This is a genomic window from Biomaibacter sp. TOL (genome assembly GCF_059717795.1).
In genome coordinates this window covers 3,699,548-3,719,483 of record NZ_AP046092.1, presented here as the reverse complement: position 1 = coordinate 3,719,483, position 19,936 = coordinate 3,699,548, and the positions used below count along the sequence as shown (strand labels likewise).

General features: G+C 37.6%; 21 protein-coding genes and 4 tRNA genes. All 25 read right to left on the bottom strand.

What is annotated here, in order from left to right:
- Position 1: 1 nt before the first annotated feature.
- Positions 2-1,018 carry a M42 family metallopeptidase gene (locus AC6I1H_RS18600; protein WP_497738988.1) on the bottom strand — a complete coding sequence of 339 codons (1,017 nt, stop codon included), beginning with the start codon at positions 1,016-1,018 and terminating at the stop codon, positions 2-4.
- Positions 1,009-2,058 (bottom strand): M42 family metallopeptidase, encoded by a 1,050-nt coding sequence (locus tag AC6I1H_RS18595; protein WP_497738987.1) that lies wholly within the window; start codon positions 2,056-2,058, stop codon positions 1,009-1,011. Before AC6I1H_RS18595 ends, AC6I1H_RS18600 begins: the two co-directional genes overlap by 10 nt.
- Before the next feature lie 152 nt (positions 2,059-2,210).
- Positions 2,211-2,286 (bottom strand) — tRNA-Lys (locus AC6I1H_RS18590).
- Between the two features lie 12 nt (positions 2,287-2,298).
- Positions 2,299-2,384, bottom strand: a tRNA-Tyr gene (locus AC6I1H_RS18585).
- A 17-nt stretch (positions 2,385-2,401) separates the two neighbouring features.
- Positions 2,402-2,476 (bottom strand) — tRNA-Thr (locus tag AC6I1H_RS18580).
- Positions 2,477-2,481: 5 nt separating this feature from the next.
- Positions 2,482-2,558 (bottom strand) — tRNA-Ile (locus AC6I1H_RS18575).
- 104 nt (positions 2,559-2,662) lie between these two features.
- Positions 2,663-3,442 (bottom strand): CheR family methyltransferase, encoded by a 780-nt coding sequence (locus AC6I1H_RS18570; protein ID WP_497738986.1) that lies wholly within the window; start codon positions 3,440-3,442, stop codon positions 2,663-2,665.
- Positions 3,443-3,697: 255 nt separating this feature from the next.
- Positions 3,698-4,072: an adenosylmethionine decarboxylase gene (gene speD / locus AC6I1H_RS18565; protein ID WP_497738985.1), complete on the bottom strand. Its 375-nt coding sequence runs from the start codon at positions 4,070-4,072 to the stop codon at positions 3,698-3,700.
- 128 nt (positions 4,073-4,200) lie between these two features.
- Positions 4,201-5,247: a type 2 isopentenyl-diphosphate Delta-isomerase gene (gene fni, locus AC6I1H_RS18560; RefSeq protein ID WP_497738984.1), complete on the bottom strand. Its 1,047-nt coding sequence runs from the start codon at positions 5,245-5,247 to the stop codon at positions 4,201-4,203.
- Positions 5,248-5,288: 41 nt separating this feature from the next.
- Positions 5,289-7,304: a bifunctional 4-hydroxy-3-methylbut-2-enyl diphosphate reductase/30S ribosomal protein S1 gene (locus tag AC6I1H_RS18555; protein WP_497738983.1), complete on the bottom strand. Its 2,016-nt coding sequence runs from the start codon at positions 7,302-7,304 to the stop codon at positions 5,289-5,291.
- Positions 7,305-7,402: 98 nt separating this feature from the next.
- Positions 7,403-7,984, bottom strand: coding sequence for a lysophospholipid acyltransferase family protein (locus AC6I1H_RS18550; RefSeq protein WP_497738982.1), 582 nt, complete (start codon positions 7,982-7,984; stop codon positions 7,403-7,405).
- Positions 7,974-8,633, bottom strand: a complete 660-nt coding sequence (cmk, locus tag AC6I1H_RS18545; protein ID WP_497738981.1) for a (d)CMP kinase — start codon at positions 8,631-8,633, stop codon at positions 7,974-7,976. Before cmk ends, AC6I1H_RS18550 begins: the two co-directional genes overlap by 11 nt.
- A gap of 27 nt (positions 8,634-8,660) precedes the next feature.
- Positions 8,661-9,026: a chorismate mutase gene (aroH, locus tag AC6I1H_RS18540; protein WP_497738980.1), complete on the bottom strand. Its 366-nt coding sequence runs from the start codon at positions 9,024-9,026 to the stop codon at positions 8,661-8,663.
- A 31-nt stretch (positions 9,027-9,057) separates the two neighbouring features.
- Positions 9,058-10,293, bottom strand: coding sequence for a BaiN/RdsA family NAD(P)/FAD-dependent oxidoreductase (locus tag AC6I1H_RS18535; protein ID WP_497738979.1), 1,236 nt, complete (start codon positions 10,291-10,293; stop codon positions 9,058-9,060).
- A gap of 12 nt (positions 10,294-10,305) precedes the next feature.
- Positions 10,306-10,767: a hypothetical protein gene (locus tag AC6I1H_RS18530; protein ID WP_497738978.1), complete on the bottom strand. Its 462-nt coding sequence runs from the start codon at positions 10,765-10,767 to the stop codon at positions 10,306-10,308.
- Positions 10,768-10,785: 18 nt separating this feature from the next.
- Positions 10,786-12,030 (bottom strand): ABC transporter ATP-binding protein, encoded by a 1,245-nt coding sequence (locus AC6I1H_RS18525; protein WP_497738977.1) that lies wholly within the window; start codon positions 12,028-12,030, stop codon positions 10,786-10,788.
- 14 nt (positions 12,031-12,044) lie between these two features.
- On the bottom strand, positions 12,045-12,899 hold the full coding sequence (gene speB / locus AC6I1H_RS18520) for an agmatinase (protein WP_497738976.1): 855 nt from the start codon (positions 12,897-12,899) through the stop codon (positions 12,045-12,047).
- Between the two features lie 17 nt (positions 12,900-12,916).
- Positions 12,917-13,741: a polyamine aminopropyltransferase gene (gene speE, locus AC6I1H_RS18515; protein WP_497738975.1), complete on the bottom strand. Its 825-nt coding sequence runs from the start codon at positions 13,739-13,741 to the stop codon at positions 12,917-12,919.
- 108 nt (positions 13,742-13,849) lie between these two features.
- Positions 13,850-14,311: a GNAT family N-acetyltransferase gene (locus AC6I1H_RS18510; protein ID WP_497738974.1), complete on the bottom strand. Its 462-nt coding sequence runs from the start codon at positions 14,309-14,311 to the stop codon at positions 13,850-13,852.
- Between the two features lie 18 nt (positions 14,312-14,329).
- Complete coding sequence (locus AC6I1H_RS18505; protein WP_497740858.1) at positions 14,330-15,037, bottom strand: pseudouridine synthase; 708 nt, start codon at positions 15,035-15,037, stop codon at positions 14,330-14,332.
- Positions 15,038-15,058: 21 nt separating this feature from the next.
- The gene (locus AC6I1H_RS18500) at positions 15,059-16,381 is read right to left on the bottom strand and encodes an FAD-dependent oxidoreductase (RefSeq protein ID WP_497738973.1); all 1,323 of its coding nucleotides are present in this window, start codon (positions 16,379-16,381) and stop codon (positions 15,059-15,061) included.
- A 3-nt stretch (positions 16,382-16,384) separates the two neighbouring features.
- On the bottom strand, positions 16,385-17,335 hold the full coding sequence (locus AC6I1H_RS18495; RefSeq protein ID WP_497738972.1) for a sulfide/dihydroorotate dehydrogenase-like FAD/NAD-binding protein: 951 nt from the start codon (positions 17,333-17,335) through the stop codon (positions 16,385-16,387).
- 192 nt (positions 17,336-17,527) lie between these two features.
- Positions 17,528-18,001, bottom strand: coding sequence for an IS200/IS605 family transposase (tnpA, locus tag AC6I1H_RS18490; RefSeq protein ID WP_497738971.1), 474 nt, complete (start codon positions 17,999-18,001; stop codon positions 17,528-17,530).
- A gap of 153 nt (positions 18,002-18,154) precedes the next feature.
- On the bottom strand, positions 18,155-18,835 hold the full coding sequence (locus tag AC6I1H_RS18485) for a pyrroline-5-carboxylate reductase family protein (RefSeq protein ID WP_497738970.1): 681 nt from the start codon (positions 18,833-18,835) through the stop codon (positions 18,155-18,157).
- A 1-nt stretch (position 18,836) separates the two neighbouring features.
- The gene (gene kamB, locus AC6I1H_RS18480) at positions 18,837-19,928 is read right to left on the bottom strand and encodes a lysine 5,6-aminomutase reactivase subunit KamB (RefSeq protein ID WP_497738969.1); all 1,092 of its coding nucleotides are present in this window, start codon (positions 19,926-19,928) and stop codon (positions 18,837-18,839) included.
- Between the last annotated feature and the right edge of the window lie 8 nt (positions 19,929-19,936).

Here is a 19,936-nt window from a genome sequence, read left to right as displayed (position 1 = left end):
CTTACAATCCCCTTTCCTTCAAATCAAGAATAATGACTTCCAGCAGTTCCATAGTATGCTTTATGTCAGAGAGGCTTGTTATACTTGCAGGCGAATGAATGTACCTACATGGAACAGAAATTATTATTGTCGGTATGCCTTCCCCCGTGGTATGGATTCTTCCCCCATCAGTCCCTCCAAAGGTCGAACGACGGAGCTGGCATGGGATGCCTTTTCTATTGGCCAGCTCCAATACCCTTTTCACAAGTTCCTTTCTAGCTATATAAGTCATATCCATCAAAGTTACAGCCGGCCCCTGACCCACAGTGGTGCTGTAATTTTCTTCCTTGGTTTCAGGCACATCCGAAGCAAATGTCCCTTCAACAACTATTGCCACATCAGGATTTACCCTGCAGGAAACTACCGCCGAACCTCTCACCCCGATTTCTTCCTGCACCGTAAAAGCTCCGGTTATTGAATAACCAAGATTTTTTTTGAGCGTCTCGGCGATAATATAACATCCAATCCTGTCATCCAGAGCTTTTCCTTTAATCATTCCGTTGCCAAATTCTTCAAAACCGGTATTGAAAGTGGCAAAATCGCCTATATTTACTTTTTTTTCGGCATCATCTTTATCTTTTGCACCTATATCAATATAAAGGTTTTTTGATTTCAGGGGAATTTCCCTTTCGTTTGGTTCCTGAAGATGAATGGCTTTTGCACCTATGACTCCTTTGAGTTTTTGCGGACCGACAATCACCTGTTTGGAAACAAGCACTCTGTCGTCAATGCCTCCGACTGTATCAAATTTCAACCAGCCGTTTTTGTCTATAGATCTTATCATAAGGCCAACCTCATCCATATGCGCGCAAAGCATCAACTCAGGTTTTTTTTGCGCACCGGCGCTTTTGCAGATCAAATTCCCCAGAGCGTCTGTTTCTATGCTGCAAACTTTTTCTAATTCTTTTTTCAATAAGGCCCTTACTTCGTTTTCTGCACCAGATACTCCAAATGCTTCTGAAAGCTCTTTTAATAACATGTTAACCCCTCCACGAATTCCTTATTTAACGAAGATATAAAAATAGCCAGCAAACGCCCCGCCTTCTTTATATCTTCAAAACATACAGTTTCTACGGTGGTATGCATGTAACGGAGGGGAATGGAAACAAGAGCCGTGGGGATTCCTTCTCTTGTAATCTGAATAGCCCAGGCGTCAGTACCTGTAGAGGAAGGCTCGGGATTGATCTGACAGGGAATATTGTAATCATCCGCAATTTGTTTCAAGCGTTTAAAAAGTGCCGGATGTATATTGGGACCAAGAGCAAGAACAGGTCCCTTTCCAAGAATTTGTGTTTCATCCTCAGGTACATCCAGCACATTTCCATGACATACATCTATGGCAATACCTATATGTGGAAATATATTAAAACTGCTGACAATGGCTCCGCGCAAACCTACCTCTTCCTGTGCTGTGGCCACTGCATAAACATTGGTATCAAAACGCCTCGAATCAAGTTCCTTCAATGTCTCAAGCATAACCGCTATTCCCGCCCTATCATCCAGAGCGCTGCACGAAAGGCGACGGTTGAGCAATTCCGCGGGCTTCTTTCTAAAACTTATAAAATCTCCAACCTTAACGTTTTTTTTCACTTCATCGGCACTAAGTCCCGTATCAATAAAAAGGTCATCCGTTTTAATGGTTTTTTTCCTTTCCTCGGGTTCTTGAATATGAGGAGGTTTGTTTCCAATAACGCCTAAAATATTCTTGCAACCATGAATGACCACTTCCTGAGCCGGTAGTATTCTCGGGTCCACACCTCCTATGAACGTAAATCTTATGAAACCCCTGTCATCGATCTGCTTAACCATGAGCCCAATTTCATCCATATGAGCTGCTAGCATTATATTGCAATTTGGATTCTGACCTTTTTTCAGACTGATGACATTTCCCAACTTATCTTCCCTAATTTCATCACTAAGCTTTCGAAAACACTCTTTTATCGCGTTGTTATTGGCTATTTCATTGCCGGAAACAGCGTCGGATTTTAAAATGTCTAGTATATCCTGCTTTATATCCAAATTAATCCCCCTTTCAATTAATATTATTTCTACATTTTGATGCAGTTTCCTTCATATTCTAAAATTATATTTCCCCTTAACTTAAAAATATCTTGAATAACAAAAAAGGTGTAGTGATTATAACTACACCTTTAATCCTTTATAATAAGAAATGGTGGGCCATCAGGGACTCGAACCCGGGACACCCTGATTAAGAGTCAGGTGCTCTACCAACTGAGCTAATGGCCCCCGTATGAAATATGGTGGAGAGAGGTGGATTCGAACCACCGAAGGCATCGCCAGCAGATTTACAGTCTGCCCCCTTTGGCCAGCTCGGGAATCTCTCCATATTTTCTAAACTATTTGGAGCCGACGATGGGACTCGAACCCGCAACCTGCTGATTACAAATCAGCTGCTCTGCCATTGAGCTACGTCGGCAAAATTGGTGGGCCCACTAGGACTCGAACCTAGGACCAGCCGGTTATGAGCCGGCTGCTCTAACCAACTGAGCTATGGGCCCTTATTCCTAAACGCAATTAATAGTATACAATAAAAAATTTTTTTCGTCAAGCCTGTTGATATTAAAAAATCCAAGATGCTTAAAAAATATATTTTAATATTTTTTTAACGTTTTTTTATTTTTTGATAGAAAAAACTTTTTAAGCCAAGAAATCCATATTTCTGCGGTGTTATTATTTGTTCTGTGCTCCCCACAAAGAATATGCCTTCATCAATCAGGGCATCATGGAACTTTTTATATAATTTGTCTTTGGCCTCTTCGGTAAAATATATCATTACATTTCTACATAGAATAAGATCGCAATCCTGAGGAAACTTATCATTCAGTAGATTCAATATATCAAAACTAACTCTCTTTTTTATTTCTTCTTTCAAAATAAATATGTCGTCGTTTTTTGTAAAATACTTATCCAATAATTGCGCCGGTATGTTAACCACGCTTTTTTGCGGATATATACCCTTTCTGGCTTGTTCAAGGGCTTTTGCATCTATGTCTGTGGCGATAATTTCGGCATTAACCAATATGCCCATTTTAACAAGCAATAGGGCTATGGAATAAGGTTCTTCTCCGGAAGCACAAGCCGAACTCCATATTTTTAATCGTTTTTTCTTTGAAATAAGCATCGGCAATATTTCATTTTCCAGAACAGACCACTGGATTGGGTTTCTAAAAAATTCAGATACATTTATGGTTATATAATCCAGGAATTCTTTAAGGTGCCGATTACTATTTGTTAACAACTTAAAATATGAATCATAGTCATTAAGGCCATTTCTCTTTATTAATGATTCAATCCGTCTTCTCATTTGTTTTTCCTTATATTCGGCCAGGTCAATTTTACAAAGGTCCTTTATTCGCACAGTGAATTCCTGATATCCGTCCAAATCAAAACCCTCCCAAACATTTACCCTGGAATATAATTATAACATAAATTTTAAATAAAAAAATCCATGATACACATCTCGTGTATCATGGGGGCTAAATGTAAAGGGGGTCTTCGTTATTTTAATATAACCAGAATATATTTTTTTATACAGATGAAAACAGAAAAATGCGCGACTTTAGGTTCACGCATTTTTCTTGCTAAACGTATTCAAATTCGAAGGATTTTTTAAAACTCAAAAAAAAATCCCCTTCCTTTAAAAATTGACCACTTTTACAGGTTTTTCAAAGATGCCTCTTTTTACTTCAGTAGCAGTCATATGGCCGGCATTAAATTTTTCTGAGATGTAGTTGCATGCGTCCCAAGGGTTAACTCTTTCACCGCATGTAAACACGTCTACTGCGGCGTATCCCAGTTCAGGCCATGTATGGATGGCAAGATGAGATTCCGAAATAACCACGACTCCGCTGACGCCTTGAGGACTGAATTTATGAAATGCAACTTCCCTTACTTCAGCTCCGGCTTCCAATGCTGCTTTAACCAGAATTTCTTCGATTAATTCTCTGTCGTTTAAAACATTTGAATCGCAATCATAAATCTCAGCCAAAATATGACGCCCCAAAGATTTCATTTTTCCATCAATACCCCCTTATTTAAAATTGAATTCAATCAAATTACATTTTAGCAGATTATCCTTGTTTGTCAATAGATTCTAGAAAAATCTTTAGTATTTTATGATAGACATGGGTTTATTTCGATTTATATTCGGATACCTCTGTTTTTCACCCAATTATATGTTTTTCCTTCGATTATTATCGGTCTTTTTCTAAGATCGCCAAGATTTTTAGCCCCCAGCATGGCCATACATAATATAAGTTCGTTTTTTATTCTTGATATATATTTTTTTAAAGCTTCTGACCCTCTTTTTAAAAGTATGTAAAGAAACAATCCTGCAAAAGCTGCGGCTTTTGCGCCGATTGCTAGAGATTTTGCCACATCGAGCCCATTTTTAAGACCGCCCGAACAGATTATATCGGCTCTATTTCCAACTTTATAAACTACTTCCAACAAACTTGCAGGTGTGGGGATTCCCCAGTTTTGTAGACTCTTTGAAACCTTTTTTCTCTTTCTTTTATTTTCAATGGCTATAAAATTTGTGCCTCCGTACCCTCCTATATCTATGATTTTTACGCCGTTTTCTACCAAAATCTCGGCCTCTTCCATTGCTATTCCAAAACCAACTTCTTTTAAAATGACAGGCACTTTCACACATTGAATGATTTTTTTTATATTATCCAGTGTTCCTTCAAAATTTTTACGTCCTTCCTGCATTATGATTTCTTGAGGTGCATTTAAATGTATTTGCAGCGCATTTGCCTTTATCATCTCCACAGCTTTAATTGCCTCTTCAACCGAAGCGTCAGAGCCTATATTGGCAAAAATAATGCCATCAGGGTTGATTTCTCTTACAATTTGAAAACTTGAAGCATCGGTAGGGTCGTCAAGGGCTATTTTTTGCGAGCCTACGGCCATAGCTAAATCAAGATCGCGAGCAATTTCCGCAAGTTTACCATTGATGGTCTTTGCCTGACAAAAACCTCCTGTCATAGCATTTATTATTATTGGATTATTTAATTTGATACTGTCTAATTCGGTGGACACATCGATTTTATCAATATCAACCTGTGTTAAACAATTATGCACCAATGTTATATCGTTAAATCCATTTCTAGACAGATGTTTCTCAAGGAGAAGACTATATTTTATATGATCTTTTTTCCTCTTTTTTCTTATAGTATTACTCATGACAGAACCCCTTAAAAAAAAAGGGTTTAAACCCCCTTTTTTTAATTGTTATTTTCTTTTTTATCAAAGACATTGCCCAGCATATCTCCAATGGTAACACCGCCGTCATTAGAAGCTTTAAAATCTTCCTCTTTTACTTGTTTTTCATTCAATGCTTCTTTTATACTAAGACTTATTTTTTTGTCTTTGGCATTAATATCCATTATTTTTACATTGACTGAATCTCCAACTTTTAAAACTGCATCAGGACTCGGTATGTGTTCTTTTGAAATCTGTGATATATGCACAAGACCTTCGACACCGGGTTCAATTTCAACAAAAGCGCCGAAACTTACCAGATTCACCACTTTCCCTTCTATTATCGAACCTACCTTATATTTTTCTCCTATGTTATCCCAGGGATTGGGCACAACCTGTTTTAGGCCAAGGGAAATTCGGCCGCGTTCCCGGTCAATCTTCAGAACTTTGACTTCGACATCTTGTTCTTCTTTTACTATGTCGGAAGGGTGCTTCACCTTTTGCCAAGCCAGATCTGAAACATGTATAAGACCATCGACGCCTCCGATATCCACAAAGGCACCGAAATCTGTCAGTCTTTTTACTTTGCCTTTTATAATCTGACCTTCTTCAATGGTAGCCCAGGTTTTTTCTTTCAGTTTTTCTCTCTCTTCTTCGAGCAACAGTTTGCGTGAGAGTACCACACGGTTTTTATTCTTATCAATTTCTATAATCTTTAATTTTAAGTTCTTACCGACATAGACGGATAAATCTGGTACGAACCTCAAATCGACATGAGAAGCCGGAATAAATCCGATAACTCCGTTGACATTCGCCAAGAGGCCGCCTTTAACCGCTTCAGTAACGACACCTTCAACAACATATTTTTTTTCAAAGGATTCTTCAATATTACTCCAGGCATTGATAGCATCGGCTTTCTTTTTTGATAAAATGAGGTTTCCTTCTTTATCTTCAGTTTTTAATACATAAACTTTAATAACATCTCCCACTTTAACGATTTCTCCGGGGTATTCAAAAGGAGTGTTGGAAAGTTCATTTAAAGGTATTATTCCATCGGATTTATACCCAACGTTGACAAGGACTTCGTTATTGCTGACTTTGACCACTGTGCCATCTATAACAGTATCTTCTATGATATTGGCAAAAGTTCCTTCATACTCAATTACTCCCTCCCCCACATTTTCTTTCCCCATATTGCCTGTTTCCTTGTTGATTTCTTCCATTTTAGATATAACCTCCTTTATAATCCAATCAGGTGTCGAAGCACCTGCAGTAATCCCAACTTTATAAGCAGAATCAAACCAATTTTTTTGAATCTCTTCTGCCGTTTCTATATGATAAACCACTGCTCCCGCATCTTTGCATATTTTTACCAATTTATTAGTATTAGAACTGTTGCGTCCTCCGACTACCAGCATTATATCCACTTGTTTTGCCACTTTTTCGGAAGCTTCTTGCCTTTGTCGCGTGGCATTACATATTGTATTAAAAAAAACTTCTATGTTCAACTTTGCCTTAAGAACATTCATTATCCTATTAACATTTTCTTCGGTCTGAGTTGTTTGAACAACAACCCCGACTTTTTTATTTGTATAAAAATTTTCGGCATCTTCTACATTTTCTATTACTTTAACATTGCCCCGACACCAGCTTTTAATACCCTCCACTTCAGGGTGACGGGGATCGCCTATTATAATAACCATATAATCTTTTTCCGATAAATAAGCCGCTTTGTCCTGAACCATTTTAACAAAAGGGCAGGTTGCATCAATAATATTAAAGCCCCGATCTAAAGCCTGGTTTATTAAATAAGGTCCTACTCCATGAGTCCTTATAATTAAATTACCTTTTTCTTTTAATTCATTAATATTTGCGGGAATAATACCCCGGTTTTTGAGTTCAGCCACCACCTGGGGGTTGTGAATAATAGGACCGAGAGTATAAGCTTTTTCACCCTTGCTTATAAGGTTTTCTGCAATCTCTATCGCTCTCTTTACACCAAAACAAAAACCCGCATGTTCGGCTATAATTAGCTGCAATTGGTTCACTTCCCAATCTTAGTATTAACAACATAAAATATTTGATACAACCAGTTATTCTATAAAGATATGCACAATTCCTGCTTGAATTAAATAATTTATGTAGACATTAATCTGGATACTTCTTTAAATATTGTAATACTTATTTCTTTTAACTTCCGGGAATTAATTTTTTCCCCGACTATTTCCATCTTTATAGGTTTTCCTATGACAACCTCAATACGGGAAAACCACCTGTAGTTTCCTTTTATTGCAACAGGTACCATTGCAGCATTTCCGCTTTTCGCATAAATCATAGCGATTCCCGGTTCAGGCTCCAAAAGTTCGCCCGTCTTACTTCTTGTCCCCTCGGGGAAAATACCAAGCACCCGGTTTTCAGCCAGTACCTGAACACCTCTTTTTATGGCGTTTCTGTCAGGAGTTCCCCGCTTTACTGGAAAAGCATGTATATGTTTTAATAGAAATCCAAAAACCGGTATTTTAAACAGTTCTTCTTTTGCCATGAAATATACCGGCCTCTTCAGGATACAGCCTATAATTACAGGGTCCCACATGCTCTTATGGTTTGAATAAACTATAACAGGCCCTTTTTCCGGAAAATACTCCATTCCGGTTATATTTAATTTAAATATAACTGAGATTGCTATAGTGCAGAGAAATTTAGCAAGATTATAAAGCATAATTATCCCCCCTGATTACCTGTGAAACAATTTCATTTACCACTTCAGGTATTGACTTATATGTGGTGTCAATTATAACGGCATCTTGCGCAGCTAAAAGAGGAGAACACTCCCTTAGGCTATCCTGCAGGTCCCTTTCCATGATCTCCTTTTCTATTTGGCAAATATCTACTATCTTATCCTTGCGTTTAAGCTCTTCATAACGTCTCCTGGCTCTTTCTTTTATTTCTGCGGTTAAAAAGAATTTATATTCTGCATCAGGCAGTACTGTGGTTCCAATATCCCGGCCATCCATTACCACGCCTTTTTTCTCAGCCATTTTTTTTTGTAACTCAACTAAGAAAAATCTTACTTCCGGGATACGGGCAATTTCTGAGACTTTTTGGGAAACCTGTCTGTCTCGAATTTTGTCAGTTACATCTTCTCCGTCTAGAAGAACTTTATTATTTATTATTTCAATACTCGTATTTTTAATCATTTCAATTATTTCATGAGTACTGCTTATATTATTCATCATAGTCTTTAGTGTGAAAGCTCTGTACATTGCTCCGGTATCTATATATGTCATATTCAACTTTTTCGCCACAATTCTTGCTATGGTGCTCTTGCCCGCTCCCGCAGGTCCGTCAATTGCAATATTGAAACACATATCAACACTTCCTTATACTGCTTGGAATTAGTATAACACCAGGTCTGGTCTCAATTTTGCAGCATCTTCTAAATATACATGTTTTATTTCTTCTATATTTTTCTCAGTGTTGAATACCATTAATACCCTTATACACTTTCTTAAGCTGTTCTCTACTTCCGGTTGGGCCACATCTAGCAATGGAACCATGTCAAACCCTATTTCTCTGGCAGCACGGGCAGGAAAAACGGCATTTAAATCTGATGTGGTGCTGAAAATGATAAAACAGATATCATCTGTTTTTATGTCGTTTCTTTTTATTATTTCATTGAGGAGTTTTTTTGTGGCTTCCAGAATCTCCTCTGAATTATTTTCGCTAACTGTAATAGCTCCTCTTACTCCTCTGATTTTCATTATGTCACCTCGATAAATTTATAAAATCAATTTATATTCCTGCAGCATTTGTTCCTGCAAGCCAACCCGTTGAAAAAGCAGCCTGTAAATTATAGCCTCCTGTTAAACCGTCCACATCTATAACTTCGCCTGCAAAAAATAAACCTTTTATTAATTTTGACTCCATGGTTTTTGGGTCTATTTCCTTTACCGACACACCGCCCCTTGTGACAATAGCTTCCTTCCGCCTACACCCAATAATTGATATTCTTAAGTCGGAAAGGGTATTTAAGATCCTTTGTCTTTCTTCCCGCGTTATCTGATTCACAGGCTTTTCCGGATTAATCTCACAGAGATTTATAAATACTGGAATCATCTTTTTGGGTAAAAGATCGTCGAGTGAATTTTTAAACTTTTTTCTTTCATGGCGTTTAAGATCCCTTTCAAGTCTCGCACTGAGTTTTTCATAATCCAATGCCGGCTTTAAATTTATTGAAAGCTGAATCTGTTCGCCAAGATGCTCCACAACATCCCGACTGAGTGTCAATATGGCTGGGCCTGATACTCCAAAATGAGTAAAAAGCATTTCTCCAAAAATAGAATTCATTTTTTTCCCATTTAAATAAAATGTAACTTCTATGTTCTTCAATGTCAATCCTTGAAGCTGTTTTATCCATTCTTCGCCGGCTATAAGCGGGACAAGTGAAGGCATAAGGGGTGTAATGGTATGGCCTGCCTGACGAGCTAATTCATATCCATCACCAGTTGAGCCGGTAGATGGATATGAAATACCACCGGTCGCAACTACCACGCTTTCACAATAAAAAATATCTTTATGATCAAAAAGTTTTATAGCTCTAATGCAGTCTTTCTCGATTATTAATTGCTTTACTCGGGTATTATATTTTATTAATACACCGGCATCAAGAATTGCTTTTTCTAGAATTTTTACCACATCCAGGGATTTGTCGGTTACGGGGAAAACTCTTCCGCCTCGTTCTACTTTAGTCTTTAGCCCCATATTTTCAAAAAAAGCGATCAAATCGTTGTTTGAAAATCTTGCAAGAGCTTTATATAAAAACTTACCATTTCCCGGAATGTTTTCAATAAAACGTTCTATATCTTTACTATTTGTAAGGTTACAACGGCCTTTACCCGATATTAAAATTTTTCTTGCGAGATTCGGGTTCCTTTCAAAAAGCCATACCTTGGCACCATTTCGTGCCGCCTGATAAGCCGCCATCAAGCCTGCGGCACCGCCTCCTACTATTGCTACTGTCTTTTGCATAGTATCATCCTGCTACTTTTTAATCTTTTTAGAAAAAATTAAGAGCTGATTTTTAAATTCCTCATTCATTTTAAATAGTAATCTCTCTAGATCCTTGTTAGTTATAAACATTTGAGGAGGTTCAATTATTTCAAGCTTTCTGAACTCTTCTCTCATAATAAATTTTACCATGTCTTCTATAGAATCTGCATTTACCGTCAGAAACGCGGGAGCAAAAGCCACTTTCTCATTTAAATTTTCATCAAAGATTACGTAAGGTTCGGCAGAAATATCGTAGTCTTCAAAATATATGCCCTGTATTGGGATATTTTTAAGCAGGGTTATCTGCTCATCCCGGGTATCCTGAGCCGATTGCTCGATAGATTTGCCTCCAAAAAGAAATCTACCGGGTTTGTATTCCCCTCTGAAATCAAATCTTACTTTAAATTTAATTTTACTCTGGACCATTTCATCACCCAGTTTAACCTTAACCATATTTAGGTCCTCCACTTATTACAAAAAACTTTTTATTTCATCAAAAGAATGCAATATCACGGCATCGTTCCTGATGTCGCGATAGATCCGCGGAGCTAAACCATTGGTATAATCTTTGACTTCAATATCGCTTTCTTCAATAATAAAAATTTTCTTTTGATGCAATATGTTTCTAAGACATATAAGATTTTTTATATTGCCGAATCCAAAAGGTACATCCGCAAGTATTACAGCTTCGGCATTTGTAATATAATTTATATTCTCCGCTATTTTCTCATCAGATATCGGTGAAAAAGGTGCTTCTTCAATCACAGAAAAACCCAGCATTTTGGCAGTCAGCCAATCCGTATCCCCTTTGTTCAACACACCGACGGAAACTTCATATCCTCTCTTTTTAAGATAATGTAAAAGCTTTTTTCCCTCTCCACCGCCGCATATTACATGTAGAGTATTAAAAGGTCTTGGTGAATTTAAATTTTCTTTTTGACTCAAAAACTCAATTATAGGCCGTCTAATATCTTCCTGTAAGCGTAGGTTGACGTCTATATTAAAGACATCTTTAATGTTTTTTTCATTTATGACATCAATTAAAGACCCCATTTTATATATTTTATGATCTTTTAAAAGAATTATTTTGTCGCAAAACATTGAAGCAAGATTCAGATCATGCATAACGGCGATAACCGTTATGCCCCGTTTTAGACAAAGGTTTTTAAGCAATCCCAGAAGTTCCCATTGATAACTTATATCAAGATGAGAGGTCGGTTCATCTAAAAGAAGCAGCTCCGGTTCTTGCGCAAGGGCTCTGGCTATAAAAACTCTTTGTCTTTCTCCCCCGCTCAATTCGAGAACATTTTTTTGCCTTAAATGCCAGATGCCCATGTATTTCATAGACTCTTCGGCAATGGCGAAATCTCTTTCCTTCTCTGCTTCAAAATTGACAAGGTAGGGATTCCGTCCCATTAAAACTACCTGTTCAACCGTAAAATTCATTTCTATAGATGTATCTTGCGGCACAGTAGCCACATATTTCGCCAGTATCCTTGGTTTAAATTTTTTGATGTTTATATTTTTTAAATAAATTGCTCCTCTTTGAGGCTTTAGCCATTGATTGATATTTTTTAACAGAGTGGTTTTACCACAACCGTTGGGGCCCAGTATACCCACAAAATCCCTGGAAAATATTTCTATGTTAATATCCTGCAACACTTCGGTATCATGGAAGTTAAAATTCAGTTTTTCCACTTTCAACAGCAATGACATATTATTTTCACCCGCTAACATACTGCAATCAAAACTTCCCTAAGTATTTTTGCTGCTAGAATAGAAGTTCTTTCCGACAAATCGCTGGCAGGTGATACTTCTACCAGATCAAAACCGACAATATCGATACCTTTAAAAGAAGAAACTACATCGAGAATATCCTGAGAACTGCAACCTCCAGGCTCTGGAGTTCCTGTACCCGGGGCAAAAGCCGGATCAACAACATCTATATCAAGTGTTACATAAACAGGTCTTTGTTTTAATTCTTCTATGGTTTCCAAAAAGGGTTTTTTTACATTAACGGGATTCATATGGGTATGTTCTTTGGCAAAAATAAATTCTTCTTTAACGCCCGATCTTATTCCAAACTGATAAAGATGTTTGTCATTTAAGTGTTCACAAACTCTTCTTAAGACGGTTGCGTGGGAAAATCTTTCTCCAAAAAAGGTATCTCTTAAGTCTGCATGAGCGTCAAAATGTAATACAACCAGGTCTTTATACTTCTTTGCAACTTGTTTTATAATAGGATAAGTTATAAGATGTTCGCCGCCAAGATAAACCGGTATTTTGCCGTCATCTAACAATTTGGCCGTAACCTGTTCAATTATTTCCAGACTCTTTTCCACATTTCCAAAGGGGATGTCCACATCGCCGGCATCAAAATAATCTTTCTCATTCAATGAGTCGTCGGCATATATGCTGTAATCTTCAAGACCGTAGGATACTTCTCGAATCTTTCTAGGTCCCATGCGGGTTCCCGGTCTGAAACTTACCGTAAAGTCCATCGGAACCCCTACTAAGACTGCTCTTGCACTATCATAGTTCATCTTTGCTCTAAGAAACTTTCCCTGATCTATTAAATGTTCCATAAGCTTTATTTTCTCCTTTATTTAGAAATCATTTCTCTCACAAATGGTGGCAATATAAAACAGCTTTTATGTATTTCACGGGAATAATACTTAGTATCAATATCCGGTATTGCATCTGTATCCACAGAAACAGGATCTATCGATTTGGAACCCATTGTAAAGGTCCAGAATGCTCCCGGGTAAGTTGGAATTACTGCGGTGTAAATATTTGTAAACTTGAAAAATGATGAAATATCGCCGCTTACCCGTTTTAAAAACTCACCATAAAAAAACGGAGATTCTGTCTGTGCTACCATTATTCCATCTTCATTTAGAGCATAAAAAACATTTTTATAAAATTCCTTTGAAAATAGCCCTACCGCAGGACCTAACGGATCGGTTGAATCGATAATAATAACATCGTAACCTGCATTTTTTTTAACGAATTCAATACCATCTTCGAAAAAGATTTTGGTCCGGGGATCCGAAAAACCCGAACTTAAAGATGGAAAGAACTTTTTTGAAGCCTCAACTACCTGTTCGTCTATTTCAACAAGATATACTTCTTTAACAGGATGTTTAAGAATTTCTCTTATGGTGCCCCCGTCACCTCCGCCTATTACAAGCACTTTTTCTGGAGATTTGTGCGTAAAAAGCGGAATATGGGCCATCATCTCATGGTAAATAAATTCGTCTTTCGTAGTAAGCTGTACCACATCATCCAGAGTCATAACCCTGCCCACATCTTCCGTTTCAAAAACAGAAAGCAACTGATAGGGGGTTTTTACCGAATACAACATATTTTTTATTCTCAATGAGAATTTAACATTTTTAGATTGATACTCAGAAAACCATAATTCCATTTTAAACACCTCTTTGTACAGTTTGCATTTGCAAAAATTATATCAGATATGTATAAAATATTCAAATACACTGTGTTTATTTTCCCAAAATTATAAGGTTGGAAGCTCTTATGATCTACAATGTATATTGTTAAAGAATTCTTTCACATCCAGTTCCATTACATCGGATGAAACGGGACACATGCTCTTAAACTGTTTTGAAGATTTACATCTTTCATCAATGTTTTCTCTTGAAATGAACCTAAATCCAATTTTTTCAAAAAATTTTCCGGCGGTTTGAGTAAATAAAAATAACTTTCTTATATTCCTGCGATCGGCAAAATTTATTATAGCTCTTACCAGACCATCGCCCAGGTTCTGATGTTGAAATTCAGGCAGTACGGCTACCGATCGCAAAATGGCTGCATCTTGATATACTTCAAGCCCTGCCGTTGCTACAATTGAGCCATCCATTTCCATTACCATGAAATTATCAATATAATCCTCAATATCTGTTGCAAGTTTAACTCTGGATAAAATCTCTTTTATCCTGGGAATATCGTCGGTTGAAGCCCTGCGTATAAATATCAAAAGAATTTCCTCCTTCATTTAAAGACTTTTTATATATTCTATTTCTTTTGACGTCATAAATCTCCACTGCCCGGGCTTAAGACTTTTTAATGAAAGCATGCCTATTTGTGTCCTTTTAAGGTAAATGACTGGATGACCAATAGCATCGCACATCCGCCTTATCTGCCTTTTTTTGCCCTCGTGAATTTTGATTTCCATAATTGTATATTCATCTTCGAATTTTATTATTTTTACCTTCGCAGGCGCCGTGAGGCCGTCCTCCAATTTTACGCCTTTCTCAAGTAAACGTATCTGTTGCCAGCTTACCTTTCCTTTAACAAAAGCCAGATATGTCTTTTCGATTTCATGTTTAGGATGTGTCAACTTGTAAGTCATTTCACCGTCATTGGTAAGTATCAAAAGACCTTCAGTATCCTTATCAAGACGGCCCACAGGATAGACCCTTTCTTTGAGGCCTTTTAAAAGATCCATTACGGTAGACCTGCCGAAAGGGTCTTTTACTGTGGTTACAATTCCCATGGGCTTATTCATCAAAATATATACACGGCGGGGTTGTATGCAACATATCTTTCCATCCAATTTTACTTCATCGACATCTGAATCTATTTTAGTGCCCAGTTCTCTTACTACTCTGTCATTGACCTGAACCCTGCCGTCCAGGATTAGTTTTTCACTTGCTCTTCGGGATGCAATTCCGGTATATGCTAGAAATTTTTGCAACCTCATCTTCAATTAAAAACTCCCCTTTTAAAATTTATTATTATACATTCCCACCGCTTTTTCCTGCTTGATCATAAGGTTTTCATTAAAAATTCCTGCCAAACCCAATTCTGTAACTCTTTCTTTTATGATTTCCGGTGATGTTTCATAAAGCCCTAACTGTTTCATCCTTTCAAAATATGTTGAACCGGCGAATGTAAATCTCTTATAAAGTCCGTATTCAGTCTTAATCTGTTCATTAGTGTACGCGATTATATCTCCTATAGCCAGGGCTCCAGGCAATTTGATAAGTTCCATATTTAATGCTTTTCTGACACTGTTATTTCCTGCCAGAATCCCTGTGCATATAGCTTCGGTATGCCCGATGAATGGACCTGATTTTTCACCGGCACAAAATAGGTTATCTAGTCCCAATACCTGCAAGCAATCATCTCTTGGAGCCATAGACATGTATCTTATGGAATTTCCCTTACCGGCGGCATATGGGTCCTCAAACCTTGCATTTTCAAATCCTTCAATTTTTCTAAGCTCTTCCAATGGGAAAAACGGTGTCATCAATTTGGCATAACCGGTATCAAGAAGAATAATGTTTTGTGCGTATTCTTCCAGTGCATATTGCTGACATACTTTCATGGACAATTTTTCTCTTTTTATAAATTTTTCCGGTAATTTTATCACAACAACTCCTTTTTCCTCCAGCTGACTTTTTATATTCTCTCCCAGAGTATCCTTATTTAATTTGCATGACCCGCTCATTGCTCCATATACATTAATAGAACGTTTTCCTACCAAATCCTCAACACCTGCTTTTTTACTTATGCTTACCCTTGGACCGTACGCTGGACATCTTTGTATGCACATGGAGCAACCGTTGCCGTACTTTAAACAGTTTCCCATAGGTCCGGATGAACCGGTTGTTTCAATAAATACGTCACCTTCAATGATATCATCATTGGCAAGCACAATACCTCGTATCGTCTTATCCCTGACTCTGACATCTACTGCGCGAGATTTCAATTTAATATTTATACCGATTTCTTCTAAAAATTTTCTAATTTTAGGTTCGATTTTAGTGACATCATATAAAGTAGCATGTTTATGCCCGGGGAAATCTATGTTTTTATGTTTTGCCATACTGTCGCATATCTGGAAAAGCTCCCCTGCTCCCAAGGCAATTGCTTCTTCTGCTGCGGTGAATCTGCCGTTATTGCGGATTATACCTCCCACAAGGCCGCATCCCAAAAGCATATCTGTTTTTTCCAGTATGGTCACGTTTGCACCGGCCTTTCTTGCCGCCAGAGCGGCTCCGCAACCTGCCCACCCTCCGCCAATGATTATTACTTCGACCATTTTTCACCCTCCCAACACTTGTTCGCTCCCAAGTTGAATTTTGCAAAAATGTATCAATTCTCCATCAATCATTGACTCGCAACTTCCACAAATCCCTTCTCCACAGCACAATTGATAGTTGTTTGAGATTACCAGAGGTATTTTGTAACCGATTTTATTTATAACATTCTGTAAAAGTTTGTGTTGGACGTCGGAACCGCCGCTGTATATAAAATCTACTTCGCTTTTTTCTATAATTTCTTTTAGACGAATCTTATGGAATGTATTGTTCAAATCGAATACGTTAAAGTCAACCCCATATTTGCAAAGTTCTTCTTCGGCAAGGTTTGTTTTAACATTTCCTGGATCCAATAAAACAGTGATTCTGTTGTTCCCTCTTAAAAGGTTTTTAACCACTGGTATAAGCGATGCCTGCCCTATTCCCCTTCCTATTATCAGCCAATTTTTATTGTAACTTGATTTAATATATTTTAAACCAAAAAGTCCGTTCCAGTATGGGCCCCTGACGAGGACACTGTTTTCGACCCTGGCAATGGCCTTGGATTTCGGACCGATTATACTTATAGCAAAACTCAGATATTTCTTTGATTCATCCACATCCATTACGCAAAGCGGCACATCATAGTATTCTAAAGAATTTACAGGTCTTAAAAAGGCAAAGGCTCCTGGTTGATTGTAAGCTCTGATAAGAGAATCAGAAGGAATTTCAATTTTGAATGTAACGAGCCTGTCGTGAATAAATTTTTTTTCTACCATTGGAGCTGATAACAATTTTCTTTCTTCTACTTTGCCATTTGCCCATATAAACTCTTGGTATACGCAAACCCCTTGCCAGTTGCAGTCACAGTTTTCTTTTCCCTGCAGAATAGAGCAAACAAGGCAATTGTTTGTTTTGGCCAAATGGCACGGACAATATGGAGAACCGGCATCTATACAATAATAGTTTAAAGCCATTTTATTCACCTCTTAAAAAAGATAAAGTTCATTAATAATCTATTCAAACAATGTAAAATAGGTGAATCATCACCACCCGCTTAGCGGGTGGTTTGCACTAGCCCTATAAGGGCATTTACTGGCTGAGCCTTAAGGCTCGTTGAATGGTCTGCCAACCGAGTATTTTTTAAGGCTGCCCCTAAAGGGGCATTTTTATTTTTTGCCTTTGTTTACCGGCTCACCCGTAAACGGGTCAATGTATTCTTTTAAGCTTATTTGGTCACTTGATATATCTTCCTGTAACTGGTTCTTGATATATTCTTCTATCGCCTTTTTATTTCTGCCTACTGTATCTACATAGTATCCTCTGCACCAAAATTGTCGATTCCCATACTTGTATTTCAGGTTTGCATGTCTATCAAATATCATCAACGAACTTTTCCCCTTCAAGTATCCCATGAACTGTGATACACTTATTTTAGGTGGAATACTTACCAACATGTGTATGTGATCTTTGCAGGCATTTGCTTCTATTATTTCTACACCCTTGTATTCACATAGTTTCCTTAATATTTTCCCTATATCAGCCTTTATTTTCCCATATATTACTTGTCTTCGATACTTCGGTGCGAATACTATGTGATATTTACAATTCCATTTGGTATGTGATAAACTTTCATTATCCATTTTGGATAACCTCCTTTGTTTTGATGCGGTTGACAGACCTGCATCTATTCTAACAAAGGAGGTTTTTTATTTCTACTCATAGCTATAAGCTTTTTGGAACCACCTGCATAGCAGGTGGTTTTCGTTATACAAAAAAACTGATTCCGAATGGAATCAGTTTTGATTTTGACCAAGCTTTGCGATGATATCCCGGACAAAGGGACCTGCATCTCCTACGGCATAAGCGTTCATAGTACCGCAGGCTACATTTCTGATGGCAAAGCTAGAGTATTCTTCCGGTATATCAAGTTGTTTCAGCCTTCTTTGAATATTATATGCAGCTTTTATTCCTTCTTCGCTGGCAATGTGATTGATTTCCCTCACAATCTTTTCTGGACCGAATTTAACAGGCCCTAAAATGCCAAAGATTTGTGCTGTTTTCTTACAAGCCTTTTCATCTTCTCCATCTATTATAATAAGCGGAAGTTCGCCAAAATCTATCTGAAGCGCATGACCGATAATTTTTGCCGAAACAAGTTTGCAGCAATCTCTTAGAGAACTAAAGGCTTCTATCGGGGTATCGGTGGATATGTTAATTAAAATATGATCTTTTTTTAAAAAAGGTTTAACTTCATTGACAAATTCAGGAATTACCATGGCCGGTAAAGCTACTATGATAAAATCTACGGTTGTAATAAGAGAGTATTCGGCAGTACTTTCCACTCCCAGCTTCGAAGCTAATAACCCGCATCTGCGCAAATCTCTGTCAATAAGTACAAGTTCATATTTACATGAAAACTTTTTTGCAAGGAGTGAACCCATCCTGCCGGTGCCAACAATGGATATTTTTTCCAAATTAATAGTTACCTCCCTGTAAGTGAGTTTTTATCAAAGATAACAATAAATTCGGTCCTTCCATCTTTACATCGACCACCGGAATCGGAATTGCCTGCCTCATACTGATAAGAAGTTTCTGCGCATCTACAAATCCGGCTTCATAATCATTTCTGTCAAACCTATAAAGAGGATAAAAAGGATTGACACTAACGGCTAAAATAGGTAATTTTTTTATAACACTTATCCTTCCGCCGTAATCCAGAAGTATTTTTATTTCATAAACTATATTTTGCGGATTGCCGCCTGCTATGATCTTTATTGGATCCTTTAATATCAATGTCTTGTTTCGCCATAGTCTTTTCATGTTGCGGTTTAATTCACTGAACATATTTTCCGAAAGCAATGCCGGAATATACACTATATCTGTTTCTTTCATATGTTGTTTTATCTGTTCCGTGCTATTTTTATCCAGCAATGAACCGTATTCAAGCGTTTTTACTATGCCCTTGTCCTGCCGAACAAGACAGATTCTTGTTTGGCCGCATAATAATTTCTTTTCTTCAAAACTTGCTTCAGGTATATTGAACAGCTCATAGTACGCCCTGGTTTCCTTTACCAGTTCTTCGATGTTGATGTTCCTTGCGGCTCCTGTGGCAAGTATTATGCCGTCAGTTACCGCCATGGGGGCTATTCGGTTTAACGCTCCGTCCACAATTATAAAATTTGCCCCCCACTTTTTAGTCAATAAATCTAAAACCAATTTAAGCTCACTGCTCTTATTTGGCCCGGCTATAACCACCAAACCGTCTTCTATAATTTTTCCGATAACGATTCTGCCCAAAGGAGTTATAATATCTGTTGATTCAAGTAATTGAAATTCTGCAGTGCCGGAAGTAAGACATTTTTTTGCAGTAGCCACAATTGAACCTTTTTTTAATAAAAGACGAGGTTTAGGCAACTCTGTAATATTGTCGATTTCTTCACCGTCATAACCTATGCTGGTTAAACCTACAGAAACTTTATCTTTGTATAATTCTTCCAATATTGCAGAGGTAGTGGTTGTTTTACCTGTATTCTTAGCAGTTCCAGCTGCTCCGATTATAAAAGCCATTCTTAAGG